This is a genomic window from Streptomyces sp. NPDC055400 (assembly GCF_053644375.1).
On record NZ_JBSHLM010000003.1, the window covers coordinates 519031 to 542705 of the forward strand.

Here is a 23675-nt window from a genome sequence, read left to right on the forward strand (position 1 = left end):
TTGTCGCTTTAGCATGTATAGTTGTTGTTGTTTTTTTTTGTGTTTTTTGTGGGTGTGGGGGGGGGGGTTTTTTTTTCTTCACGTGAAACAGACGACCGCCCGGCCCCTCGGCGTTGTCAGAGCTGGAGCTTGAAGCCCACATGTGAGGCCTCGAAACCAAGTCGCTCGTAGAAGCGATGGGCGTCGGTCCGGGTGGCGTCGGAGGTCAGCTGCACCAACTGGCAGTTCTGACGGCGGGATTCATCCACGGCCCACTCGATGAGCAACGTGCCGAGCCCGCTGCCACGCTCGTCCGCGTGGATGCGGACGCCCTCGATGATCGAGCGCGTGGAGCCCTTCCGGGAGAGCCCGGGGATGACGGTGAGCTGAAGGGTGCCGACAGTGCGCCCCTCGCGCACGGCGACGGCCAGGTGCTGGTTGGGGTCCCCGGCGATGCGCGCGTGCGCCTCCAGGTAGGGCGTGAGGTCGTCCGGGGACTCGCGGCGGGCACCCAGGGGGTCGTCCGCCAGCATCTCCACGATGGCCGGGATGTCGGCGGCCACGGCAGGCCGTATCTCAAGATCTCCCATGGCCGCAGCTTATGCGGACATGGTGTCGTCAGTCCTGGACCGCCCGGCGCCGGGCGGACCCCGGCCTTTCGAGGTGACTCTCAGGCGGGGACGCGTACGGCTTCCACCGCGCGGACCAGCGGGGCGAGTTCGGGGTTCCTGGCCGCCTCGTCGAGTGCCTCGCGCAGGGCGGTGTCATTGGTGGGCCGCGCGTCGGCGAGCAGAGCCAGTCCCGCCTCGCTCACGTCCGTGTAGATGCCGCGACGGTCGGTGGGGCAGAGGTAGCGGGCGAGCAGACCGCGGTCCTCCAGACGCGTCACCAGGCGCGTGGTGGCGCTCTGGCTGAGGACAACGGCGTCCGCGACCTGCTTCATCTGCAGGTGACCGCCTTCACCGTCGTGCTGGCGGCTGAGGACATCGAGCAGTGAGTACTCCCGCACGCTCAGGTCGTGCTTGGCCTGCAGAGCGCGCTCGATGTGGGTTTCGATCCTCCCGTGGAGCAGGGAGAGGGCGCACCAGCCCTGGGCCAGGGCGGTGAGTGCGGGGTCTGTGGCGGTCATGGCTCTAGTTCCTCCGTCCCGAAGCGGCTGAACCCAGGATAGTCCACGCGTGAAATTGTCCGCGCTTGCAAGTAGTGCGCGTCTGCAAGTATTGTGAACGCACGCAAAGCGCACCTGCAACAGTCTGGGAAGGTGAACCCTATGCCTCTCGCGCTTCTGGCTCTCGCGATCGGGGCCTTCGGGATCGGAACCACGGAATTCGTGATCATGGGGCTGCTCCCCGAGGTCGCGGGTGACTTCGGCGTCTCCATCCCCACGGCCGGATTTCTGGTCACCGGCTACGCCCTCGGCGTCATGTTCGGTGCCCCCCTCATGACGATTCTGGGCACCCGCATCTCGCGCAAGCGGATGCTGCTGCTCTTGATGGGCCTGTTCATCCTGGGCAACGTGCTCTCCGCGGTGGCACCCGTCTTCCTCGTCATGGTGATCGGCCGCGTGGTCGCCTCACTCGCACACGGCGCCTTCTTCGGAATCGGCGCGGTCGTCGCGGCCGAGCTGGTCGCCCCCGAGAAGAAGGCCGGAGCCATCGCCATGATGTTCACCGGCCTGACCGTCGCCAACGTCGTCGGCGTACCCCTGGGCACGCTCGTCGGCCAGAGCGTCGGCTGGCGCGTCACCTTCGTGGCCGTCGCGGCGCTCGGAGTCGTCGGGCTGCTCGGCATCGCCAAGCTCGTCCCTGACATGCCCAAGGCCGAAGGAGTCCACCTGCGGCACGAACTCGCCGCCTTCAAGAACGTCCAGGTCCTGCTGGCGATGGCCATGACCGTGCTCGGGTTCGGAGGAGTCTTCGCCGCCATCACGTACATCGCACCGATGATGACGAACGTCGCCGGTTACGCGGACACGTCGGTGACCTGGCTCCTCGTCCTGTTCGGCCTCGGCATGGTCGCGGGCAACCTGATCGGCGGCAAGTTCGCCGACCGCAAGCTGATGCCGATGCTGTACGTCGCACTGAGCGGGTTGGCCGTCATGCTGGCCCTGTTCACGCTGACCGCCCACAACAAGGTCCTGGCGGCGATCTCGATCGCGCTGATCGGCGCTCTCGGTTTCGCCACGGTGCCGCCGCTGCAGAAGCGGGTCCTCGACCAGGCCCACGGCGCCCCCACGCTGGCCTCCGCGGTCAACATCGGCGCCTTCAACCTCGGCAACGCGCTCTCGGCCTGGCTCGGCGGCATCGTCATCGCGGCCGGCCTCGGCTACACGGCCCCCAACTGGGTCGGCGCTGTCCTCGCCGCCGCCGCACTCGTCCTGGCTGTCGTGTCCGCCGGCCTTGAGCGCCAGTCCAAGGCCTCGAGTCCGGTCGTCGCAAGCGCGACTCCCGAAGGGGCCCGGCAGGCGGAACCCGCTCGCAGCTGAGCTGACCGCAGACCCTCACTTCACCCTCACCCCGGGGCCAGCGTCGTCCCCGCACCCGTTCCACCGCACATCCCCGCAAGGAGAAACCCTCATGAGCACCACCACGGCTGTCGCGCCGCTGACCATCCAGGACGCGGAGATTCTCGTGACCGCAGCCCGTCGTGCGGCCGAGTCCGATGGAGTGAACGTCAGCGTCACCGTCCTCGACGCCGGCGGACACCTGCTCGCCTTCCGGCGTGACGACCAGGCCGTGCTGATCTCCGGCGAGACCAGCACCCGCAAGGCGTACACCGCCCTCCAGCTGAACGCCCCGACCGCGGACCTCGTCGACCTGGTCAAGCCCGACGGCCCGTTCCACAGCCTGCCCACCGCCTTGGACCGGCCGTTGCTCTTCATCGCGGGCGGCATCCCCGTCCACCGCGACGGTCGCCTCATCGGCTCGGTCGGTGTCGGCGGCGGCGCACCGGAGCAGGACCACGGGTTCGCCACGGCAGCCGTTTCAGAGCTCGTCTGACGCTCGACGAGGCTTGAGCGGGACGCGCCTCGCCACACAGAAGTCCCCCTCTGGACGCCGTGATCCCACGGTGTTCAGAGGCGGACTTCATTGCATGCGCTGCCCGGTCAGGTCAGCCCGCGGCGACCGTCAGGGGCGCGAAACGACGCGTCCAGTCGCCGGGGAGTTCGGGGGCGCCGTAGGTCATCACGGCGTTGAAGGCCTGGGACTTCACCCCTCGTGACTTGATCCACGCCAGTAGTTCCTCATGACGCACGTCGATGTCGGTACGCAGGGGGCGATCCGTACCGGCGGCGAGCGAGGTGACGAGAGCCTTCGCCGTCTCGGTGTCGCGGGCGATCAGCGGGCCGATGACATGGGTGTCCATGTTGGGCCAGGCGGCCGCGAAGCCGATGAGTTCGCCTCCGTCCTCGGCCACGCGCAACTGGTCTGCGAAAGCCGGGAGGCGGGTCAGGACATGGGTGCGGTCGGGGCCGAAGACCTCTGCGTCCAGGCGAAGCATGGCCGAGAGATCCTCAGCGGTCGCGGCGCGCGTGGCCACGGACGGCGTCGGTTCACCGGGGGTGAAGCGTCCCCGCACCATCTCCGCACGCCCGGTGACCTTGAAGCCCAACCCTTCGTAGAGCGGGCGGCCGTTCGGGGTCGCGTGCAGGGTGAGCGGTGTGGTGTCCGCCTGCTCGGCGACGTACTGCATGAGGCGGCGGCCGATGCCGCGGCGGGCGTGGCGTTCGGCGACGAGCACCATGCCGATGGCGCTCAGCGCGGGCCGGTTCGGCGGGCCGTAGTCGGTCACCACGCAGGCGCTCACCAGACCCCCGTCGGGGTCATCGATGCCGTAGCCGGTGCCGGCCGCGAGCAGCAGACCCCACTTGTGTTCCTCGCGGGGCCAGCCGCGGTCCTCGGAGAGATCGGCGCACGCCGTGAGGTCGCGCGGGGTGAGTCGGCGGATGGGCAGATCGGAGAGGGGAGGTGTCGACACGCAGGTCAGGCTGACTGACGCAGCCGGTCCGCGTCCACCGCTTTGCGGGCAGCATGCTGCTTTCGGCCACGTCGTGTCAGTCCCCATGGCTTGAGCACCGAGATCACCGTCATGAAGAGATAGGCGGTCAGGGAGACAATGGGGCCGGCCACCAGAGCGCTCGGCTGGGGCAGCGGAGTACCTGCCATGACCGTCGCGACCGCGGCGTTGACGCCGGGACGCAGCGCGAAGATCGACGCGACAGTTGTGGCCAGCGTGAGCCAGAACTTGGCATAGACCCAGCGGTGGCGGGCGAGGCCCCAGGGGGTGCCCAGTGACAGCAGCAGGCCGCTCAGCAGAGTGAGCAGAGCGAGCGGGATCACCAGCCAGTCCGTGAAGACCTTCATGGCGCGGCAGGCGGCCTCGACCATCGGGTCGGAACCCGTGGTGATCGCCGTGACGGCGAGCGCGAGCAGGCCGAGTGTGAGCCCCAGCCAGCAAGCGGAGGACGTCACATGGACGACGAGGGTGGACCGGCGAGCGGGACGGCGTAGTTTCACGTGAAACACCGTGCCGGGAGTGCCCCCTCGAGGGCGTCCGACAGAGGGAGTAACCCCAGGTACTAGCCTCGGCGTAGATGGCGAGACCGCATCCCTTGAACTGGACGGAACGCTGCTTCACGGGACGTCGGTGCCCGTGAAAATCTCCCGTCAACTGGGGCTCGAGGCCGAGATGGTGGCCCTGGACCGTGAGATCGGCGCGCAGTGCATCGGAGCGCTGGAGTGCGCGCGGCGGGTGCATGCCCTGCTCAGCGCCGCGGGGAAGGTGAAGATCGCGGACCAGCTCCGTGAAAAGTTCGGGTGTCACGGGCCGCTTGCATGGTCTGCGGCGACTCATTCTCCGATGTGGAGCTGTTCGGCGCCGTGCCGGTGTCGGTCGCGATCAATGTGGATCAGCGCGTCGCGGGTCTGGCGACTCACTGGTATGCCGGTCGCTATCTGCGGGAGGCATGCGAATTGGTGCGGCACGCCCGCTAATTGAGGGATTGCAGGGGCATATCCCCTGTCGAATTCCTTACTGGGCAAGGGGGACTTGTGCGTTTGGCGGGTGCCGGTATGGTCGACTCCGGTCCGAGGTCGGCGCGCTCGGCGCATCCCGGGCCATGCACGCAGGCCAAGTAGACAGCCTAACGGGACGGAGAGATCGAAGACCTGGTATTTCCGCTATGCGGCTTGCGGGGTCGCACCGGATGGCACGCTGCGGTGAGGAACTGCGGGCAATGTCACATTCCTCCCTTACTTGTCCGTAGCGGACCGGAATGCGGGTTCACTTGGGCCGCCGCATTCTGCCGCGGCAGAACGGGGAAAGAGCTACTTCCGATCGCGGGAGTACGCAGACCGACCGAAAGATGTTCGAGGCGAGGCACAGCATGGACGCTCCGACCACTACGTCGGCCGACTCCGGTTCCGGCGGCGGGGGCGGTTGGTTCACTCCGCGCAAGGCGCCGCCCACCGGCCCGGGCACGGACCAGCACACGCCGTCAGAGGGGCGCAAGGTCACGCCGATACGGCCCGTGGGCCGGCCCGAGCGAATATCGGACGACCACGCGGAGACGGTGCCCGCGCAGAGCCCCGCCCCGGCGGCGGAGGCCGTACCCGCACCTCAGCACGCGTCGGCCCCTGGCCCGCGCCCCCGACAGGCCGCCCCCGGCGGGAACACGCGCCCTGCCCAGCCCGGTCCGGACGCGACCGCGCGCCCCCATGCCGCCCAGCACGGACAAGGGTCGAGCCCCGCGCACCCGCCGCACTCCGCGCCCCCGGCACCGGCACCGGAGCCCACGGCAGAGGCCACCCCCCGCCCCGCTCCCGCGCCCGAAGCCTCCCCCGACGCGCGGCTCATCCGCCGCACGCTGGAGGAGGTCGGCCCCGACGCCGACAAGGTCACCTCGTACTTCTACGCGCTGCTCTTCGTGCGCCACCCCGAACTCCGGCCCCTGTTCCCCGCCTCGATGGACACCCAGCGCGACCGGCTCCTCAAGGCGCTGCTGACGGCGGCCGAGCACGCCGACAACAAGAGCGTCCTCGTCCCGTACCTGCAGAACCTGGGCCGTGGGCACCGCAAGTACGGCACGCAGCCCGAGCACTACCCCGCGGTCGGCGAGTGCCTGATCGGCGCGCTGACCCGGTACGCGACGACGACCTGGGACCAGGAGACGGAGGCGGCCTGGGTGCGCACGTACACGACGATCTCCCAGGTCATGATCGACGCGTCGGCAGCGGACGAGCTGCGCGCGCCCGCGTGGTGGTACGGCGAGGTGGTCTCGCACGACCTGAGGACCCCGGACATCGCCGTGGTCACGGTCCGGCCCGACCAGCCGTACCCGTTTCTCGCCGGGCAGTACACGAGCCTGGAGACGCCTTGGTGGCCGCGGATCTGGCGGCACTACTCCTTCGCCTCGGCGCCCCGCTCCGACGGGCTGCTCTCGTTCCATGTGAAGGCCGTCCCTGCGGGGTGGGTGTCCAATGCGCTCGTGCACCGCGCCCGTCCCGGCGATGTGATCCGGCTCGGTCCGCCCTCCGGTTCGATGACGGTGGACCACAGCTCCGACAGCGGGCTGCTCTGTCTCGGCGGAGGCACCGGGATCGCGCCCATCAAGGCTCTCGTCGAGGACGTCGCCGAGCACGGCCAGCGGCGCCGGGTCGAGGTGTTCTACGGGGCTCGCACCGACCACGACCTGTACGACATCGACACGATGCTGCGGCTCCAGCAGGCCCACCCGTGGCTGGCGGTCCGCCCGATCGTCGATCAGCAGGCCCATCTGCAACTGCCCGACGCGGTACGCGAGTACGGCCCCTGGAACGAGTACGACGCCTATCTGTCGGGCCCGCCCGGCATGATCCGCAACGGGGTCGACGCCCTGCGGGACATCGGGATCCCGGTGGACCGGATCCGCCACGACTCCGTGGAGGAGCTAGTCGCAACCGGCAACTGACGCCGGCAGCTGAGCGCCGGGCCCGAAGAAAGCCGCAGCAGGCGCCCGCGGACGAGGCCCGCGCGCTAGCCCTGAAGCCTCAGCCCTGAAGTCCCAGCCCCGCCCCGTCAGCCCAGGTCAGGCGCGTGCATCGCCCGTACGCCCTCGATGTTGCCGTCCAGGTAGTGCCGCAGGGACAGCGGGACGAGATGGACCGAGGCGATGCCGACGCGGGTGAAAGGCACCCGCACGACCTCGTACTCGCCGCACGGCTCCTCGATCTCGGGGCCGTGCCGCTGACTGAGGTCCATCGACTCGAGGCGGCAGACGAAGAAGTGCTGGACCTTCACGCCGGTGGCGCCGCCGTCCTCGCCGATGTGCTCGACGGTGTCCACGAAGCAGGGCACCACATCGAGGATCTTGGCGCCGAGCTCCTCGTGCACCTCGCGGTGCAGGGCGTCGACGACGGTCTCGTCCTCGGGTTCGACCCCGCCGCCGGGGGTCAGCCAGTACGGATCCAGGCCGGGCTTGGTCCGCTTGATCAGGATCAGGTCGTCGCCGTCGAGCAGGACGGCGCGTGCGGTGCGCTTGACCACGGGTCGGACGGTCATGGGAGAAATGTGGCCCCGCTGGTTCCACGTGAAACATTCCGTACCGACCTGGCCTCAGGCCAACGCCACCTGACCAGCGCTAGTTGATCACCAGGAATCGGTCAGCACGAACGGATCAGCACCAATCGACGGCGGTACGCAGCAGCCACTCGTGCGCCCGCGCGATGTGCGGCATGGCCAGCGTTCCCGTGCGCACAACGAGGAAGTACGTCCGCAGAGGGGGCACCGGGGGATCGAGCAGGGCCACGACCTCGCCGCGCTCCAGGGCCGGCGCGCAGAGGTAGCGCGGCAGTACCGAGAGCCCGGCACCGGCGATCGTGCAGGCGAGCACCGCGCGTAGATCCGGCACGATGACCGTGCCCGACGTGGCCGGGCGTGAGTCGAAGACAGCGGCCCAGTAGCGGGCGACGAACGGCAGCGACTCGTGCGCCTCGACCAGCGGCAGATCCTCCAGCGCGGCCACGCCGTTGCGGCGAAGGGTGCCGGGCCCTATGCGGGCAGCCCACCGTGGCGAGGCAAGGAGGACGTGCTCCTCGTCGCAGAGCGCAGTCGCGGAGAGCAGGGTGCCGCGCGGGCGGGCCGTCGTGATGGCCAGATCATGATGTCCGGCGCCAAGCCCTTCCAGGACTTCCTCGGCGTTGCCGAAGGAGGCGCGCAGGGCGAAGCTCTGGCCGTCGTCACGGGTGAGTGCGGTCAGGGCGGGCAGCGCACGCTCGGCGGTGAACTCCGGAGGCCCCGCGAGGTGCAGCGTGCGCACCGGCGACTCCTCGTCGATGCCGGTCTCGGTGATCTCCACGAGGGCGTCGAGGTGCGGAGCGGCTTTGTGCGCGAGTTCGTCGCCGATGGAGGTGGGGGTCACGCCACGCGCCTGGCGCAGGAACAGGGGACGGCCCAACTGCCGCTCCAGGGTGCGGATCTGAGATGTCACCGCGGGCTGCGAAAGGCCGAGCAGCGCGGCGGCCCGCGTGAAGGAGCCCGCCCGGTGCACGGTCACGAACGTGCGCAGCAGGGCGAGATCCATGGCGGTGTCCTCCCCTCTCGGCCTCCGGGTCGGCCTCAACTATAAATATGTCGATAGGTCTCTGTCGCTACCGTGATTGGACACTGACACAGAGTCAACTAGCCTTATGCGCGCGGTTCTTAGCGCGCAGGAACCGGGGACGGTCCGAGCCGCGAGGGGGGAGGCTCGGGCCGTCCATTGTGCGTAGCCGGTGATGAGACCGAGGCCGCGGCCGGCATGAAGTGGCCCGCGAGGGGCCCTAGACGGCCGTCTCGTCGAGCGCGCGCAGCACATCGGCCACCAGGTCGTCCGGATCCTCGGCACCGGCGGAGAAGCGGATGAAGCCCTCCGGGACATCGTCCCCGCCCCAGCGGCGACGGCGCTCGGCCGTGGACCGCACGCCGCCGAAGCTCGTCGCGTCGTCCACCAGCGTCAGGGACTCCATGAACCGCTCGGCACGCGCCCGCGTGGGCAGCGTGAAGGAGACCACGCACCCGAAGCGCCGCATCTGCTGAGCGGCGATCTTGTGCGAGGGGTCGTCGGGAAGACCCGGGTAACGCAGGCCCTCGATGTCGTCGCGGTCGCGCAGGGCGAGAGCGAGCGCGAGAGCGTTGGCGTTCTGCCGCTCCGCCCTCAATTGGAGCGTGGCGAGGGAGCGATGGGCGAGCCAGGCCTCCATCGGGCCGGGAATCGCACCGACGATCTTGCGCCAGCCCCGCACCGACGCGGTCAGCTCGGCGTCGCGGCAGGTCACGTAGCCGAGCAGGATGTCGCCATGGCCGGTGAGCTGCTTGGTGCCACTGGCCACGGAGAAGTCGGCGCCGAGCTCCAGGGGGCGCTGGCCGAGAGGCGTGGCGAGCGTGTTGTCGACCGCCACCAGGGCGCCACGCGCGTGTGCCGCCTCGGCGAGCCGCCGCACGTCGCACACGTCGAGGCCGGGGTTCGACGGCGTCTCGATCCACAGGAGCTTCGCGCCGTCCAGGACGTCGAGCTGGGCGTCGCCGCCGGTGGGGGCGGTGCGGACCTCGATGCCGAACGCCGTGAGCTGCTCGCGGACGAGCGGGAACACCTGGTAGCCGTCGCTCGGCAGAACGACCACGTCGCCGGACTTGAGCTGCGAGAACAGCACCGCCGAGATGGCGGCCATCCCGGACGCGAAGACGAGGGTGTCGACATCCTCCTGGCCGGGCGCCTCGAGCTCGCCGATGGCCCGCTCCAGGTGGGTCCACGTCGGGTTGTCGTCCCGGCCGTACGTATAGGGCCCCGAGACATCGCCCGGCAGGTGGAAGTGTGCGGCGAAGACCGGCCCTGGGAGCGTCGGATCGTTCTTCGAGGCCTCGGGCAGCCCCGCCCGCACTGCCCTTGTGCCGTCCCCGATCTGTGTCGATTGCGTCATGCCGCCCGCCCTTCCAGTGCCGCGCGTACCGCGTCGAGCAGACCGTCGCTCGCCGCCTCCACCATTCTCAGGCACTCCTCGAAGCCATCGATGCCGCCGTAGTACGGGTCCGGTACATCCAGGTCTGTCCCTGCCGAGGGGTCGTACGAGCGCAGCAGGCGGACCTTCTCAGCGTCCTGCGGGGTCGGTGCCAGCCGGCGCAGGGTGCGCAGATGCCCGGCGTCCAGGGCGATCACCAGGTCGAGCCGGGAGAACCACGAGGCGCTGAACTGCCGGGCCGTATGGCCGCTTTCATAGCCGCCGGCCGCCAGCACGGAGACGGTGCGGTGGTCGGCACCGTCCCCCTCGTGCCAGCCGTCGGTGCCCGCGCTGTCCACCCCCACGAGGCCGGCGAGACCGGCCTCGTGGACGCGCGCGCGGAAGACCGACTCGGCCATGGGCGAGCGGCAGATGTTGCCGGTGCAGACGAAGCACACACGGAACGACATGGGGCGGGGTCAGTCCTTGTCGTCGGGCAGGACGACGTTCAGCGCCCAGGAGACGACCGAAATGATCAGGCCGCCGAGGACGGCGGTCCAGAACCCCTCGACATGGAAGCTCTGGTTGAGCTGGTCGGCCAGCCACGAGGTCAGCAGCAGCATCAGGGCGTTGACCACGAGCGTGATCAGGCCGAGCGTCAGGATGAAGAGCGGGAAGGTGAGGAGCTTCACTATGGGCTTGACCAGGAGATTCACCAGGCCGAACAGCAGCGCCACGATGATCAGCGTGCCGACCTTCTTGCCGGTGCTGTCACCTGTCAGCGTGATCTTGTCGAGCAGCCACACCGCGACAGCAAGGGCCCCCGCGTTGGCGATCGTCTTGACTACGAAATTCTTCATGTGTCTGATCGTGGCAGACGAGACCGGATCATGAGAGTGGCCCTGCGAGGCCGCTCACGGGCAAGAGGCGGACAAGTGGGATGAAGGCATTCCGGCTGGACGAACTGGAAGCGGAACGTGCCGCGAACGACGGCGCGTATCTGCAGTTCCTGCGGGAGCGGAACATGTCGGTCGGGCTCTACGCCCTCGACGCGGGGGACCAGGACCCGCAGCAGCCCCACCAGCAGGACGAGGTGTATCTCGTCGTCAGCGGTCGCGGTTCGATCACCGTCGGCATGGAGACGACCCAGGTGGCGCGTGGCAGCGTCGTGTACGTGCCGGCGGGGGTGGCCCACAAGTTCCATCACATCAGCGAGGACCTGCGGGTTCTGGTGGTGTTCTCTCCGCCTGAGAGCTGACGGCGGGTCTCGGGGTTCCCTAGGGGGTCGCTCAGGGAACGACAAGGGGTCCGCGGCCCCCACAGGGCCCCTCGGCATGCCAGCATCGAATGCAGAAGCCGTATCGAAGCGGTACGGCTCGGGAGAGAGGTATGGACGATGGCAGTGCGAGAGATCTTCGCGGGCATGCCGTGGTGGGTTAAGTGGGTCGCGGTGCCGGTCATCGCCCTGGTCGTCTTCGGCGGACTGATAGCCAGCGTCGTGGGCTTCGTGATCGGTCTGCTCTTCAAGGTGCTGGTCTTCGTGGCCCTGGTCGGTGGACTCATCTACGTCGTACGGAAGTTCATCACGGGCTCGTCCTCGCGCAGCGACTGGTAGCTCTGGGCAACGGTTCGCTCGCGCGGGGGAAGTTTCCCCGCGCGGCCCTCTTGAAGTGGTGGCCAAGGCTAGAGTCCACAACTCGACGGCCGCACCCCCGTGATTCCCGAGAAGCGGGGGGGACCCCACGCGCTTCGGGAGTGAACCTTGGCCACGGCTGAACCGCTTTCCGCCGCCCCGTCTGCCGACATCACGTCCCCCGACACCATGTCTGCCGACGCCACGTCCCCACACGCAATGCCCCCACCCCTCGGCTGTCGCACGCACAGCTACGACGACGGTCAGGCCGAGGCCCACCCCGAGGGCGGCCCGACCGGCGCCCCGCCCACCCTCATCGGTTCCGTCCAGCGCGCCATGCGCCTCCTCGAGGCCGTCGCGTCGCACGAAGAGGGAGCCCCGGCCAAGCAGCTCGCCCGGGAGGCCGGCCTCGCGCTTCCCACGGCGTACCACCTGCTGCGCACACTCGCCCACGAGGGCTATCTCCGCAAGGAGACGGGCCTGTTCGTCCTGGGTGCGGCGGCCGAGCGGCTGAGTGGCGGCGCAGCTCAGCAGAATCGTCGCGGCATGATCACCGACGCCCTGCAGCACTGGCACGACGCCATCGGCGTCCCGGTGTACTTCTCGGTCTACCGCGAGGGCGAGATCGAAGTCGTGGCCGTCGCCGACACGCCCGGGAATCCGGCGGTCGCGGAATGGGCCGACTTCCGCGAGACGGGGCACGCGCACGCGATCGGCCAGTGCCTCCTCGCCCAGCTCGACGACGAGAGCCGACGCGACCACCTCGACCGCTATCCCGCGTATTCGATCACCCCGTACACGGTGCGCGATGACCGCTCACTGCTACGACGCCTCGACGGGCTGGGGCGCATGCAACCGGTCGTGGAGCGCCAGGAGTACGCGTTGGGCACGGTCTGCGCGGCGTTCCCCATCACCGTCGGGTCCACCGCGGCCACGATGGCGGTTTCTCTCCCGTCCCATCAGGCCGGTCGTCTGCTGCCCGCGGCACGACAGCTGCAGAACGAAGTCGGAAAACTCGTCAGGACACTCGCCTTCTCTATCAGCATCTGAAAACTCACTCCTTGTGATCCCGCATGTACGTTAAGCAAGATGCGAAGGGTGCCGGGAAGGTTATTCCCGGCCAATCGACGGCAAATTGACGGGGTAGGCGATGCGCGAGTCGGTACAGGCAGTACAAGCAGAGGTCATGATGAGCTTCCTCGTCTCCGAGGAACTCTCGTTCCGCATCCCGGTGGAGCTGCGGTACGCCGCGGCTGATCCCTACGCCGTGCGGCTGACCTTCCACCTCCCTGGGGACGCCCCGGTGACCTGGGCCTTCGGCCGAGAGCTCCTGGTGGACGGGGTGGCCGGTCCCTGCGGCGACGGCGATGTGCGCATCGAGCCGGTTGAACTGGCCGGCAGATCGGGCGAGATGCCGGGCGAGGTGCACATCAGGCTCCAAGTGGGCGGTGACCAGGCGCTGTTCCGGGCGGGCGTCGCTCCCGTCGTCGCCTTCCTCGACCGCACCGACAAGCTCGTACCGCTCGGCCAGGAGCGTGCGCTCGCCGACTTCGAGGCGCATCTCGACGAGGCACTCGACCGGATCCTCGCCGAGGAGCAGAGCGCCGGCTGACGGGCTCCAGGAGTCCCCGGATCATCAACTGAGGTAACGCTTCAGCAGACCGGTGCCCTCGGGGTGCCCTCGCAGGGGTTCAGCGCTTCCGTCGCCGGCCCCTTCCTCCGCGTGCCGGACCGGCCGCGGCAGCGGACGGGGATCCGGGCCGGTCGGCCGAGACCACCAGGGCCGCGAGCGCGGTCGTCACCGGTACCGAGGCGACCAGCCCGATTGAGCCCACCAGGGTCCGCACGATCTCCACGGCCACCAGCTCACTGTTGGCCACGGTGCCCACACTGCTCTGCGCGATCGAGAAGAGCAGCAACAGCGGCAGCGCCGCGCCCGCGTACGCCAGGACGAGGGTGTTGACCACGGACGCGATGTGGTCGCGGCCGATCCGGATGCCCGCGCGGTACAGACCGCGCCAGCCCATCGTCGGGTCCGCCTGATGCAGCTCCCACACCGCCGACGTCTGCGTGACCGTCACATCGTCGAGCACACCGAGCGAACCGATGATGACGCCGGCGAGCAGCAGACCACTCATGTCGATGGACGGGTAGAGACCGTGGATCAGACCCGTGTTGTCGTCCGTGTTGCCGGTCAGCGCCGCCCAGCCGATGAACAGCGAGCCGAGCAGACCGATCAGGACCAGCGACACGAGCGTGCCGAGCACCGCGACCGACGTCCGGGCCGTCAGGCCGTGACACAGGTAGAGCGCGATCAGCATGATGGCGCTCGCCCCGATCACCGCCACCACCAGCGGATTCGAGCCCTGCAGGATCGCGGGCAGGATGAAGAAGGTCAGGACCATGAAGCTGATCGCCAGCGCGACGAGCGCCATGACACCCCGCAGCCGGCCCACGACGACCACCGCCAGCGCGAAGATCCCGGCGAGCAGCGTCATCGGGAGCCTGCGGTCCACATCGGTGACGGAGTACTGAAGTTCCTTGGGCGCGTCGGGCGCGTAGGCCACGATCACCTTCTGGCCCTCGTGCAACTGCCGTGGTGAGTCCGGCTGCACGATCTCCGTGAACGTACGGCCGGTGTCCTTGCCGCTGTCGACGCGGACCGTGGTCTTCTTACACGTGCCTTTCGCCTGCTGCTCGGCGGTCTGGCCCTCGGCGGTCGACGTATCGCCGGTGGGGGTGTCGCCGGAGGCGTTGACGGACTTGCAGTCGACCTTGTCGACCTTTGTGACGGTGGCCTGTTGGGTCTGGCGGTCGAAGCCGACGCCGGTACGGGCGTGGGACGGGGCGCCGCCGGGCCAGAGCACCACGAGGCCGACCACGACCGCCACGGAGAACGGGATCAGTACCGCGGCGATGACCTTGCGCAAGTGCTTGGAAACGGGAGCGGCGGGGCCGTGGCTGTGGGAGTGCCCGTGTTCGGCGCTCCCCTGGCGGGGCGGCTGCGGCGGCGTGGACGGAGGCTGCGGCGTGCTGGTCACCGCCCGATCATCGCAAGAACGGCGGGGGCCCTCTGTTCAGCACGCCAGAAATGACGCTAGCGTGGGGGCACCTTTGCACACGCGGGAGCTCGGAGCACCGGGCTGAGAGGGCGCTGACCTCCGCTTCGGCGATGTTTCACATGAAACATCGCCCGACGGAAGCCGCTGCGTCGACCGCCGAACCTGTTACCGGGTAATGCCGGCGTAGGGAGTAGGTCTCATGACCACATCGGACGCACGCACGCCTGCCTCCAACCCGTCCGCAGAGACGGGCGAGGCCGGGAAGTCCATCGGCTGGCACAAGGGGTACGTCACGGGCTCACGCCCCGACCTCCAGGTGCCGGTCCGCCAGGTGCACCTCACCAACGGCACGGCGGTCACGCTCTACGACACGTCCGGGCCATACACCGATCCGAGTGTCGACACCGACGTCCGCAGGGGCCTCGCCCCGCTGCGGGAGAACTGGATCATCGGCCGCGGCGACACCGAGGAGTACTCGGGCCGCCCCGTCCGCCCCGAGGACGACGGCATCAAGCACACCTCTCCGCGCGGCGGCCTGCGCAACCTCGACGCGGTCTTCCCCGGCCGCCCCCGCCAGCCTCGTCGCGGCCGTGACGGCCGGGCGGTGACCCAACTCGCGTACGCCAGGCGCGGGGAGGTCACGCCCGAGATGGAGTACGTGGCCATCCGGGAGAACGTGGAGCCCGAGGTCGTCCGTGAGGAGATCGCCGCGGGCCGCGCGGTCCTGCCGGCCAACGTCAACCACCCGGAGATCGAGCCGATGATCATCGGCAAGCGGTTCCTGGTGAAGGTCAACGCCAACATCGGCAATTCCGCGGTCACTTCGTCGATCGAGGAGGAGGTGGAGAAGATGACATGGGCGACCCGCTGGGGCGCCGACACCGTCATGGACCTCTCCACCGGGCGCAACATCCACACCACGCGCGAATGGGTCCTGCGCAACTCCCCCGTCCCGATCGGCACGGTGCCGCTCTACCAGGCGCTGGAGAAGGTCGACGGCCGCGCCGAGGAGCTGACCTGGGAGATCTACAAGGACACGGTCATCGAGCAGGCCGAGCAGGGCGTCGACTACATGACGGTCCACGCCGGTGTGCGGCTGCCGTACGTCCCGCTCACCGCGAACCGCAAGACGGGCATCGTCTCGCGCGGCGGTTCGATCATGGCCGCCTGGTGCCTGGCGCACCACAAGGAGAGCTTCCTCTACGAGAACTTCGAGGAGCTCTGCGAGATCCTCGCGGCGTACGACGTCACGTACTCGCTGGGTGACGGTCTGCGGCCCGGCTCGATCGCGGACGCCAACGACGAGGCGCAGTTCGCCGAGCTGAAGACGCTCGGGGAGCTCAACACGATCGCGAAGAGCTTCAACGTCCAGACGATGATCGAGGGCCCCGGGCACGTCCCGATGCACAAGATCAAGGAGAACATCGACCTTCAGCAGGAGGTGTGCGAGGAGGCGCCCTTCTACACGCTCGGCCCGCTGACGACCGACATCGCCCCCGCGTACGACCACATCACCTCCGGCATCGGAGCCGCGATGATCGCGTGGTGGGGGACGGCCATGCTCTGCTACGTCACGCCCAAGGAGCACCTGGGCCTGCCGAACAGGGACGACGTCAAGACCGGCGTCATCACCTACAAGATCGCGGCCCACGCGGCGGACCTCGCCAAGGGGCACCCGGGCGCCCAGGACTGGGACGACGCGCTCTCCGACGCGCGGTTCGAGTTCCGCTGGGAGGACCAGTTCAATCTGGCCCTCGACCCGGACACGGCACGGGAGTTCCACGACGAGACGCTCCCGGCCGAACCGGCGAAGACGGCCCACTTCTGCTCGATGTGCGGGCCGAAGTTCTGCTCGATGAAGATCTCCCAGGACATCCGCCGGCAGCACGGCGGGACGAAGAGTGAGATCGAGGAGGGCATGGCGGAGAAGTCCAAGGAGTTTGCCGCCGCGGGCAACCGGGTCTATCTGCCGATCGCGGACTGACCTCGCCCACGCGGGGCGCCGGGCGCTGTCCACCGGTCGCCTTTCGCGGCCGGTGGACAGGGTGCTCCGGGACCAACGCCCGTCGGCCGTGGGCCCTTTCGTTTGGATCATGCTGGGCTCGCGGGGTCTGGCACGCGCTCCCCCAAGTTCTCGGCTTCGCTCGAACAGGGGGGACCCCCATGACCCCGCTCCCTGATCCAGCCTGATCCAAACGAAAGGCCCTAGTCCGGCTTGTGTTCCGGGCCTCCGAAGTCGGGGCTTGTGAAGTCCGGGCTCGAGTACGTCGGGCGCGGGCCCGCGGGGGAGCCGCCGTCGGTGCCCGGGCTGCTGAACCCGGGCCTGTTGTACCCGAGGTGCGGCATGCGGCCCGCTGCTCCGGGTCCGCCCCCGCGATTGGCGGGGGCCGACGGTGGTTCCGCGAGCGCCTCCCGGAGGAACGGCAGGATGCCGCGCTCCAGGAGCACGAGGCCCCAGGCTTCCCTGGCCCGGTCCACCTCCTCGCTCGACTCGGTGTGCGCGCCGGCCTGCAAGGACGTCGAGCCGTTGCGCAGAGCGGTGAGCAGCAGGCCCGCTCCGGCGACGAGGATGCCCGCCACCGTGAGTGCGCCGAACACCCAGCCGGCCATCAACAGGGTCTGGGCGAACGCCGGTTCCGGATCGAGCATCTTCAGGATGTAGCCGACGAGCAGGAAGATCGCGGCGGCCGTCCCGGCGAGCACGGGGGCGAGTACCGCGACGACGGCTATGACGCCGGCGCCCGTGGTCTCCGCCACCTCGCCCACGGTGGCGGCCAGGCCGATCGCTCCGCCGCCGGATTCCGCCGTGCTCTCCCCTTCGCGCAGCGGACGCACGGGCCGGGGCGAGGCGCGCAGGTCGGAGCGGACCTTCACGTAGTTCTGGTACTCGGTCGCGGCGGCGGCCGTGATCAGTGCGGTGGCGTTGAGCGCCATGGTGCGCAGTTGTTCGGGGTTGAGCCGCTGACCCACTGCGGCGAGATCAGGGCGGTCCGGTGCGGTACGCAGCGCCTCATCGAGGATCCGCTCGAACTCGGGGCGGTCCTCGTTCAGCAGGTGCGGAGCGCTGTTCATGTGCATCCCCCGATGCTCCGTAGGGCTTGGGGGCTCGCATGGGTACGAGCCGTCGGGCAGAAACGGAGGGGAGCCTGCTACGGATAAGCCGATGGTAGAGCGGCGACGGCACGCGGTGACAGGGGGTTTCCCGAATTCGGCCCGGTGGCCGGACTGAGCCCCCGTTCGGAGCGCCTGCCCGGGGAACGCCTAGCTATCCATGGGGAGTTGCTGGACCAGCAGCTTTCCGGCCATGGTCACTCCGCCGTCCATCGCGATCGCGCGCCCGCCCGCGTACACATGCGGGCCCTCGATCTGCGGGCGGCTGTCCTCGGATCCGTCCGCCGCGTCCTCGGTGCCCACCTCGCCGAGAAGGTACGGGATGGGGCTGTGGCCGTGGACGACGCGCGCGCCGCCGTAGGTGTCGAGGAGCTCACGCACGGCTTCGGGCCCGGATTCGTCGCGGAACGCGAAGCGCTTGGTGAATTTGCGGAAGAGGTCCCAGCATTCGTCCGCGTCGTTACGCGTGAGGGTCTCGCGGACCATGTCGTTGACCGCCTCGATCGAGTCGCCGTAGTCGAGGTACGAGGTCGTGTCGGAGTGCATCAGGAGGTGGTCGTCCTCCAGCTCGATCGCGTCGAGCCGGGACATCCACTGGAGATGGACGTCCTGGAGGCGGTCCATGTCCGACTTCTGCCCGCCGTTGAGCAGCCAGGCCGCCTGGAAAGTGGCGGTGCCGGCGCCCGAGTTGACCGGGGTGTCGCCGAAGCGCCTGGCGCCGAGCAGGAGCAGTTCGTGGTTGCCCATGAGGGCCTTGCAGTAGCCACCGGCGGCCGCGGCCTCCGCGGACAGGCGCATCACGAGGTCGATGACGCCGATGCCGTCGGGCCCGCGGTCGGTGAAGTCGCCGAGGAACCAGAGTCGGGCGGTGCCGGCCGACCAGCTGCCCTCGGCGTCGATGAGGCCCTGCTCGTGCAGGGCCGCGATCAGCTCGTCGAGGTAGCCGTGCACGTCGCCGACGACGTACAGCGGGCCGAGCCCCTCGGCGGGACGGGGCGCGGGCTCGGTGTCGATCTGCACCTGGACCGTGTCACCGCGGTTGATGACCGGCAGGTCGCGCTGGGTGGGCGTGTACCCGTCGGGCTGGTCGAACGCGGGGTCCTGAGGGGACGGCTCCGCGTAAGAGGGCTCCGGGGGGTGCGACGCGTCCGGGTGTGACGCCGATGGGTACGACGGCTCCTGGTGAGCAGGGTCCGGTTCCGCCTGCGCGGGCGCGGCAGGGGCGGGCGGAGCGGGGTCGTGGCCGGGCTCCTGGACGTACGCCGGTACGTCATGGACGTACGCCGGAACGCGGAAGTCGCGCAGCGTCGCCGTGCGCACCTCGGGTCCCTGACCGGCCCCCTGAGTCATCGACCCCTCCACCACCATTGCGCCGCCTCTGCACCGGATCGGACTGCCTGGTCGCAGCCGCCCGCGGTGTCGTGCGCCCATCATAGGAATGCGGCTCGCGCTGTGTGACGCACCAGGGGTGGTGAATCGGATCCGGGCGGCTGTTCACCGTGCTTTTCTCCCGAATTGGTACGGGCTTTTCCGGGTGGTCTTCGGGGTGACCACCCGGAAGCCGTCGTTCAGCCGTGTCCCGGGGAGCGGGGCGGGCTGACCGTCGTGCGGGGCGGACGGCGCTGGGACGAGGTCCTGACGATGAGTTCCGTCGGTATCACCTGCTCGACCGGCTGGTCCGATTCAACCCCTTCGATGGCGTCGATCAGTAGCTGGACGACCGCGGTGCCGATGCGCCGGGGCTTGAGCGAGAGGGTCGTGATGGGCGGTTCCGTGGTGGCGTAGACGGTCGATTCGCTGCAGCAGACGAGCAGCAGGTCCTCGGGGACGCGCAGGCCGTACCGGCGGGCGGCGGCGAGCAGGTCCGTGCCGTTGGGGTCGAAGAGTCCGTACACGGCGTCGGGCCGGTCGGGGCGGGCCAGGAGCCGGTCGGCGGCGACGGCCCCCGCGCACGGGTCGTGCGCGGGATAGGACTCGTACACGGGTTCCTGCCCGATCCGCTCGCACCAGTGCAGGTACGCGGAGGTCGACAGATGGGTGTACGTGTCCGTGGTCGTGCCGGTGAGCAGTCCGATGCGGCGGGCCCCCGCGGCGGCGAGGTGGTCGAGGATGCCGAGGACGGCGGCCTCGTGGTCGTTGTCGACCCAGGCGGTGACGGGGAGCGTGCCGGCGGGGCGTCCGTCGGAGACGACGGGCAGGCCCTGGCGGACCAGCTCGGTGACCACCGGGTCGTGGTCGGAGGGGTCGATGACGACGGTGCCGTCGAGAGCGACGTTCGACCAGACGTCATGGCGTGAGGTGGCGGGCAGGATGACCAAGGCGTACCCGCGGGCGAGCGCCGCCGAGGTGGCGGCTCTCGCCATTTCCGCGAAGTACGCGAATTCCGTGAAGGTGAAAGGTTCATCCCCGTAGGTCGTGACGGTCAGGCCGATCAGGCCCGACTTTCCGGTACGGAGCGTTCGGGCCGCCGCGGAGGGGCGATAGCCCAACCGGTCGGCGACCTCGCGGACATGGCGTCGGGTGGCGTCCGGGAGCCGGCCCTTACCGTTGAGCGCATCGGAGACAGTCGTGATGGACACCCCGGCGGCGGCGGCAACGTCTCTGATGCCCGCCCGCACCTGCCGGGTGCCTCGGCGGGTGGTCTCTGCCCGGCTCACCTGGTGCTTCCCTGCTGCTGTCATGGCGAGCCGATAGTAGGGCTCATGTGGCGGGGTGGCGTGAGTGCATATGCGCGCGTTGACAGGCACGTTTCTGCATGGCGGGAGCGAGTCAATGACCTTGGAAATCAAGGGAGTTGAGCGTATAGACGCCAGGACGTCGCTTGTCGGCGCGCGTGGGCCTGCCAAGTCGGCGATGTTGCGAGTAGGTCTCAACTCACCTTCACGGGGGATGCGCGCCACGGCGCGAGCTACCGGCGCGCGCTGAAAAGGGGAGCGCTCCCCCTCCTCCGTACGCCTACGGGAGGTCCGTGGCCGTCGTCATGGGTGGTGTCGGACGACCGCCCGGGAGGTCGAGGGCCCCGGAGCATTGGGGTCTGCCGCGAATCCTCTTAAGGTGAGCAGTATTGAAATGGTGGTCGCGAGGAGGACTGCGGTGAGCGAGACGAGCCCCAAGCTGCGTGCCGAGCTGGAGGGTATTCCCACCTACAAGCCGGGCAAGGCTGCCGCGGCCGGTGGACCGGTGGCGTACAAGCTGTCCTCGAACGAGAACCCCTATCCGCCGCTTCCCGGCGTGATGGAGAGCGCCGTCGCGGCGGCCGGTTCCTTCAACCGTTACCCGGACATGGCCTGCACCGGGCTGATGAACGAGCTGGCGGAACGATTCGCGGTGCCGGTCACGCACCTGGCCACGGGAACCGGCTCGGTCGGGGTCGCGCAGCAGCTGCTCCAGGCGACCAGTGGCCCCGGTGACGAGGTCATCTACGCCTGGCGGTCCTTCGAGGCGTACCCGATCATCACGCAGATCAGCGGCGCCAAGGCGGTGGAGGTGCCGCTGACGTCCGGCGAGGTCCACGACCTCGACGCGATGGCCGACGCGATCACCGACCGCACGCGCCTGATCTTCGTGTGCAACCCGAACAACCCGACCGGCACGGTGGTGCGCCGGGCCGAGCTCGAGCGGTTCCTCGACCGGGTGCCGAGCGATGTCCTGGTCGTGCTCGACGAGGCGTACCGCGAGTTCATCCGCGACGCCGACGTGCCGGACGGCGTCCAGATCTACCGGGACCGTCCGAATGTCGCGGTGCTGCGGACGTTCTCCAAGGCGTACGGGCTCGCGGGCCTGCGGGTCGGCTTCGCCATCGCCCATGAGCCGGTGGCGGCCGCGCTGCGCAAGACGGCGGTGCCGTTCGGCGTGAGCCAGCTCGCGCAGGACGCGGCGGTCGCCTCGCTGCGGGCCGAGGACGAGCTGCTCGGCCGGGTGGGCTCGCTGGTGTGCGAGCGCAATCGCGTGGTCGAGGCGCTGCGGGGGCAGGGCTGGACCGTGCCCGAGACGCACGCGAACTTCGTGTGGCTGCGTCTGGGGGAGCGCACCGCGGACTTCGCCGCGGCGTGCGAGCAGGCCGGTGTGGTCGTGCGGCCGTTCGCCGGCGAGGGGATGCGGGCCACGATCGCGGAGGCCGAGGCCAACGACGTCTTCCTGAACACGGCGGCGGCGTTCCGCAAGGAGCTGTAGACCGGGCGGCTGCGGCCGCTCCGTAGCGCGGTGGGGGTTCCCCGGAGTAAGGGGGGACCCCCCTTCTGCTGTCCGGAGCCGGTAGTACATAATGCTTGTGAATGTGAACGCTTTCACAAGCGCGCCCGGTTGATCCGGAGAGCAGTGGGATTAAAGGGGCAAACTGCCGCTGGACCACGGCGACTTAAGGAGATGACGCAGTGGACCCAACGTTGATGGCTCTGGCGCCGGAAACTCTGGCGCGATGGCAGTTCGGCATCACGACCGTCTACCACTTCCTTTTTGTCCCCCTGACCATCTCGCTCGCCGCGCTGACGGCGATCCTGGAGACGGCCTGGGTACGGACGGGCAAGGAGCACTACCTCCGGGCGACCAAGTTCTGGGGCAAGCTCTTCCTGATCAACATCGCCATGGGTGTCGTGACCGGCATCGTGCAGGAGTTCCAGTTCGGCATGAACTGGTCGGACTACTCGCGCTTCGTCGGCGACATCTTCGGCGCTCCGCTCGCCTTCGAGGCGCTGATCGCCTTCTTCTTCGAGTCGACCTTCATCGGTCTGTGGATCTTCGGCTGGGACAAGCTCCCGAAGAAGCTGCACTGCGCCACGATCTGGCTGGTGTCCATCGGCACGATCCTGTCGGCGTACTTCATCATGGCCGCCAACTCGTTTATGCAGCATCCGGTCGGCTACCGGATCGTGGAGCGGGACGGCACCAAGCGCGCCGAGCTGACCGACTTCGCCGCCGTGCTCTTCCAGGAGACGGTGCTCGTCAACTTCTGGCATGTGATCAGCGCGTCCATCCTGGTCGGCGGCGCGTTCATGACCGGCATAGCGATCTTCCACCTGCGCAAGAAGCAGCACATCCGCACCATGCGCATGTCGCTGCGCCTCGGCCTGGTGTCGGCCATGGTCGGCACGCTCCTCACCGTCGTCAGCGCGGACACGCTCGGCAAGGTGATGTACGAGCAGCAGCCGATGAAGATGTCGGCCGCGGAGGCGCTGTGGGACACGCAGAAGCCGGCGCCGTTCTCGATCTTCGCGTACGGCGATGTCTCCAAGGGCCACAACACCGTCGCCATCGAGGTCCCCGGTGTGCTGTCCTTCCTCGCCAAGAACGACTTCAACGCCGAGATCCCCGGGATCAACGACATCAACAAGGCGGAGCAGGAGAAGTTCGGGCCCGGTGACTACCGCCCCAACATCCCCACCGCCTACTGGTCGTACCGCTGGATGATCGGCTTCGGCGGTGTCTCGATGGCCCTGTGCACGGCGGGCCTGTGGCTCACCCGGCGCAGGTTCTGGCTTGCGCCGGAGCGCCGCACAGGCGAGGACGAAGTGCCCAAGCTGATGCTCACGAAGAACAAGGAGCTGATGCCGAAGCTGGGCATCTGGTGGTGGCGCCTGTCCCAGTGGACGCTGATCTTCCCGATCATCGGCATCTCCTGGGGCTGGATCTTCACCGAGACAGGGCGTCAGCCGTGGGTGGTCTACGGCGTGCTTCGGACCAAGGACGCGGTCTCCCCCGGCGTCTCGCAGGGCGAGGTCCTCACCTCCCTGATCGTGTTCGCGCTGGTCTACGCCGCACTCGCCGTCATCGAGGTGAGGCTGATGGCCAAGTACGTCAAGCAGGGGCCGCCCGAGCTCACCGAGGCCGACCTCAACCCGCCCACCAAGATCGGCGGCCCCGGATCCGGAGCGGATTCCGGCGACGCGTCCGATGCCGACCGGCCCATGGCCTTCTCGTACTGAGACTGAGGAGCTGCTG

General features: G+C 68.9%; 24 protein-coding genes. 11 read left to right on the forward strand and 13 right to left on the reverse strand.

Annotated features, from left to right (window positions below; genetic code table 11):
• Positions 1-116: 116 nt before the first annotated feature.
• A complete protein-coding gene (locus ACWIGU_RS10460; protein ID WP_100597199.1) occupies positions 117-569 on the reverse strand; it encodes a GNAT family N-acetyltransferase in 453 nt (150 codons plus the stop codon).
• A gap of 80 nt (positions 570-649) precedes the next feature.
• A complete protein-coding gene (locus ACWIGU_RS10465) occupies positions 650-1108 on the reverse strand; it encodes a MarR family winged helix-turn-helix transcriptional regulator (protein ID WP_454399393.1) in 459 nt (152 codons plus the stop codon).
• A 141-nt stretch (positions 1109-1249) separates the two neighbouring features.
• On the opposite strand from ACWIGU_RS10465, the gene ACWIGU_RS10470 reads away from it, so the two are divergent.
• Positions 1250-2464, forward strand: coding sequence for an MFS transporter (locus ACWIGU_RS10470; protein WP_454399395.1), 1215 nt, complete (start codon positions 1250-1252; stop codon positions 2462-2464).
• 91 nt (positions 2465-2555) lie between these two features.
• Positions 2556-2978, forward strand: a complete 423-nt coding sequence (locus ACWIGU_RS10475; RefSeq protein WP_454399397.1) for a GlcG/HbpS family heme-binding protein — start codon at positions 2556-2558, stop codon at positions 2976-2978.
• Between the two features lie 112 nt (positions 2979-3090).
• Here ACWIGU_RS10475 and ACWIGU_RS10480 read toward each other — a convergent pair whose 3' ends face one another.
• On the reverse strand, positions 3091-3957 hold the full coding sequence (locus ACWIGU_RS10480; RefSeq protein WP_454399399.1) for a GNAT family N-acetyltransferase: 867 nt from the start codon (positions 3955-3957) through the stop codon (positions 3091-3093).
• 5 nt (positions 3958-3962) lie between these two features.
• Entirely contained in the window at positions 3963-4496 is a 534-nt protein-coding gene (locus ACWIGU_RS10485; protein WP_454399400.1) for a DUF2269 domain-containing protein, read from the reverse strand.
• Between the two features lie 345 nt (positions 4497-4841).
• On the opposite strand from ACWIGU_RS10485, the gene ACWIGU_RS10490 reads away from it, so the two are divergent.
• Positions 4842-4973: a hypothetical protein gene (locus ACWIGU_RS10490; protein ID WP_454399402.1), complete on the forward strand. Its 132-nt coding sequence runs from the start codon at positions 4842-4844 to the stop codon at positions 4971-4973.
• Between the two features lie 392 nt (positions 4974-5365).
• Complete coding sequence (locus ACWIGU_RS10495; RefSeq protein ID WP_454399404.1) at positions 5366-6928, forward strand: globin domain-containing protein; 1563 nt, start codon at positions 5366-5368, stop codon at positions 6926-6928.
• A 107-nt stretch (positions 6929-7035) separates the two neighbouring features.
• Here ACWIGU_RS10495 and ACWIGU_RS10500 read toward each other — a convergent pair whose 3' ends face one another.
• From ACWIGU_RS10500 to ACWIGU_RS10520, 5 genes are all read right to left on the reverse strand, one after another.
• Positions 7036-7518: an NUDIX domain-containing protein gene (locus ACWIGU_RS10500; protein ID WP_454399406.1), complete on the reverse strand. Its 483-nt coding sequence runs from the start codon at positions 7516-7518 to the stop codon at positions 7036-7038.
• A 115-nt stretch (positions 7519-7633) separates the two neighbouring features.
• Positions 7634-8539, reverse strand: coding sequence for a LysR family transcriptional regulator (locus ACWIGU_RS10505; RefSeq protein WP_454399408.1), 906 nt, complete (start codon positions 8537-8539; stop codon positions 7634-7636).
• 238 nt (positions 8540-8777) lie between these two features.
• Positions 8778-9914: a cystathionine gamma-lyase gene (locus ACWIGU_RS10510; RefSeq protein ID WP_454399410.1), complete on the reverse strand. Its 1137-nt coding sequence runs from the start codon at positions 9912-9914 to the stop codon at positions 8778-8780.
• The gene (locus ACWIGU_RS10515; protein WP_454399412.1) at positions 9911-10402 is read right to left on the reverse strand and encodes a low molecular weight protein-tyrosine-phosphatase; all 492 of its coding nucleotides are present in this window, start codon (positions 10400-10402) and stop codon (positions 9911-9913) included. Before ACWIGU_RS10515 ends, ACWIGU_RS10510 begins: the two co-directional genes overlap by 4 nt.
• Positions 10403-10411: 9 nt before the next feature.
• Complete coding sequence (locus tag ACWIGU_RS10520) at positions 10412-10792, reverse strand: phage holin family protein (RefSeq protein ID WP_454399414.1); 381 nt, start codon at positions 10790-10792, stop codon at positions 10412-10414.
• A gap of 80 nt (positions 10793-10872) precedes the next feature.
• Between ACWIGU_RS10520 and ACWIGU_RS10525 the strand changes: the two genes are divergently transcribed.
• The 4 genes from ACWIGU_RS10525 to ACWIGU_RS10540 all read left to right on the forward strand — a co-directional run bounded on the left by ACWIGU_RS10525 (position 10873) and on the right by ACWIGU_RS10540 (position 13177).
• Complete coding sequence (locus tag ACWIGU_RS10525; RefSeq protein ID WP_100597187.1) at positions 10873-11190, forward strand: cupin domain-containing protein; 318 nt, start codon at positions 10873-10875, stop codon at positions 11188-11190.
• A 144-nt stretch (positions 11191-11334) separates the two neighbouring features.
• Positions 11335-11547, forward strand: coding sequence for a DUF5326 family protein (locus ACWIGU_RS10530; protein ID WP_100597186.1), 213 nt, complete (start codon positions 11335-11337; stop codon positions 11545-11547).
• A 354-nt stretch (positions 11548-11901) separates the two neighbouring features.
• Complete coding sequence (locus ACWIGU_RS10535; RefSeq protein WP_454399670.1) at positions 11902-12615, forward strand: IclR family transcriptional regulator; 714 nt, start codon at positions 11902-11904, stop codon at positions 12613-12615.
• Between the two features lie 100 nt (positions 12616-12715).
• Entirely contained in the window at positions 12716-13177 is a 462-nt protein-coding gene (locus ACWIGU_RS10540) for an SsgA family sporulation/cell division regulator (protein WP_356277217.1), read from the forward strand.
• A gap of 79 nt (positions 13178-13256) precedes the next feature.
• Here the strand turns inward: ACWIGU_RS10540 and ACWIGU_RS10545 are convergent, their stop codons facing one another.
• Positions 13257-14606: a YibE/F family protein gene (locus ACWIGU_RS10545; protein WP_454399417.1), complete on the reverse strand. Its 1350-nt coding sequence runs from the start codon at positions 14604-14606 to the stop codon at positions 13257-13259.
• 220 nt (positions 14607-14826) lie between these two features.
• On the opposite strand from ACWIGU_RS10545, the gene thiC reads away from it, so the two are divergent.
• A complete protein-coding gene (gene thiC / locus ACWIGU_RS10550; RefSeq protein WP_454399419.1) occupies positions 14827-16611 on the forward strand; it encodes a phosphomethylpyrimidine synthase ThiC in 1785 nt (594 codons plus the stop codon).
• Positions 16612-16832: 221 nt separating this feature from the next.
• Here the strand turns inward: thiC and ACWIGU_RS10555 are convergent, their stop codons facing one another.
• The 3 genes from ACWIGU_RS10555 to ACWIGU_RS10565 all read right to left on the reverse strand — a co-directional run bounded on the left by ACWIGU_RS10555 (position 16833) and on the right by ACWIGU_RS10565 (position 20419).
• Positions 16833-17705, reverse strand: a complete 873-nt coding sequence (locus ACWIGU_RS10555; protein WP_454399421.1) for a hypothetical protein — start codon at positions 17703-17705, stop codon at positions 16833-16835.
• 183 nt (positions 17706-17888) lie between these two features.
• Positions 17889-19088, reverse strand: coding sequence for a metallophosphoesterase family protein (locus ACWIGU_RS10560; protein WP_454399423.1), 1200 nt, complete (start codon positions 19086-19088; stop codon positions 17889-17891).
• Positions 19089-19306: 218 nt separating this feature from the next.
• Complete coding sequence (locus ACWIGU_RS10565; protein ID WP_326774978.1) at positions 19307-20419, reverse strand: LacI family DNA-binding transcriptional regulator; 1113 nt, start codon at positions 20417-20419, stop codon at positions 19307-19309.
• Between the two features lie 412 nt (positions 20420-20831).
• On the opposite strand from ACWIGU_RS10565, the gene hisC reads away from it, so the two are divergent.
• Together hisC and ACWIGU_RS10575 are read left to right on the forward strand one after the other, a co-directional pair.
• Positions 20832-21911 (forward strand): histidinol-phosphate transaminase, encoded by a 1080-nt coding sequence (hisC, locus tag ACWIGU_RS10570; RefSeq protein ID WP_356277229.1) that lies wholly within the window; start codon positions 20832-20834, stop codon positions 21909-21911.
• 215 nt (positions 21912-22126) lie between these two features.
• Entirely contained in the window at positions 22127-23659 is a 1533-nt protein-coding gene (locus ACWIGU_RS10575) for a cytochrome ubiquinol oxidase subunit I (RefSeq protein ID WP_454399672.1), read from the forward strand.
• Positions 23660-23675 lie beyond the last annotated feature (16 nt).

Bases quoted from the DNA above. Each gene is read 5' to 3' on its own strand.
- ACWIGU_RS10565 (WP_326774978.1), bottom strand. From the start codon at position 20,419: ATGACAGCAGCAGGGAAGCACCAGGTGAGCCGGGCAGAGACCACCCGC.
- ACWIGU_RS10460 (WP_100597199.1), bottom strand. From the start codon at position 569: ATGGGAGATCTTGAGATACGGCCTGCCGTGGCCGCCGACATCCCGGCC.
- ACWIGU_RS10520 (WP_454399414.1), bottom strand. From the start codon at position 10,792: ATGAAGAATTTCGTAGTCAAGACGATCGCCAACGCGGGGGCCCTTGCT.
- ACWIGU_RS10575 (WP_454399672.1), top strand. From the start codon at position 22,127: ATGGCTCTGGCGCCGGAAACTCTGGCGCGATGGCAGTTCGGCATCACG.
- ACWIGU_RS10470 (WP_454399395.1), top strand. From the start codon at position 1,250: ATGCCTCTCGCGCTTCTGGCTCTCGCGATCGGGGCCTTCGGGATCGGA.
- ACWIGU_RS10525 (WP_100597187.1), top strand. From the start codon at position 10,873: ATGAAGGCATTCCGGCTGGACGAACTGGAAGCGGAACGTGCCGCGAAC.
- ACWIGU_RS10505 (WP_454399408.1), bottom strand. From the start codon at position 8,539: ATGGATCTCGCCCTGCTGCGCACGTTCGTGACCGTGCACCGGGCGGGC.
- ACWIGU_RS10555 (WP_454399421.1), bottom strand. From the start codon at position 17,705: ATGCACATGAACAGCGCTCCGCACCTGCTGAACGAGGACCGCCCCGAG.
- ACWIGU_RS10535 (WP_454399670.1), top strand. From the start codon at position 11,902: ATGCGCCTCCTCGAGGCCGTCGCGTCGCACGAAGAGGGAGCCCCGGCC.
- ACWIGU_RS10475 (WP_454399397.1), top strand. From the start codon at position 2,556: ATGAGCACCACCACGGCTGTCGCGCCGCTGACCATCCAGGACGCGGAG.
- ACWIGU_RS10495 (WP_454399404.1), top strand. From the start codon at position 5,366: ATGGACGCTCCGACCACTACGTCGGCCGACTCCGGTTCCGGCGGCGGG.
- ACWIGU_RS10540 (WP_356277217.1), top strand. From the start codon at position 12,716: ATGCGCGAGTCGGTACAGGCAGTACAAGCAGAGGTCATGATGAGCTTC.
- ACWIGU_RS10500 (WP_454399406.1), bottom strand. From the start codon at position 7,518: ATGACCGTCCGACCCGTGGTCAAGCGCACCGCACGCGCCGTCCTGCTC.
- ACWIGU_RS10465 (WP_454399393.1), bottom strand. From the start codon at position 1,108: ATGACCGCCACAGACCCCGCACTCACCGCCCTGGCCCAGGGCTGGTGC.
- thiC (WP_454399419.1), top strand. From the start codon at position 14,827: ATGACCACATCGGACGCACGCACGCCTGCCTCCAACCCGTCCGCAGAG.
- ACWIGU_RS10515 (WP_454399412.1), bottom strand. From the start codon at position 10,402: ATGTCGTTCCGTGTGTGCTTCGTCTGCACCGGCAACATCTGCCGCTCG.
- ACWIGU_RS10510 (WP_454399410.1), bottom strand. From the start codon at position 9,914: ATGACGCAATCGACACAGATCGGGGACGGCACAAGGGCAGTGCGGGCG.
- ACWIGU_RS10560 (WP_454399423.1), bottom strand. From the start codon at position 19,088: ATGACTCAGGGGGCCGGTCAGGGACCCGAGGTGCGCACGGCGACGCTG.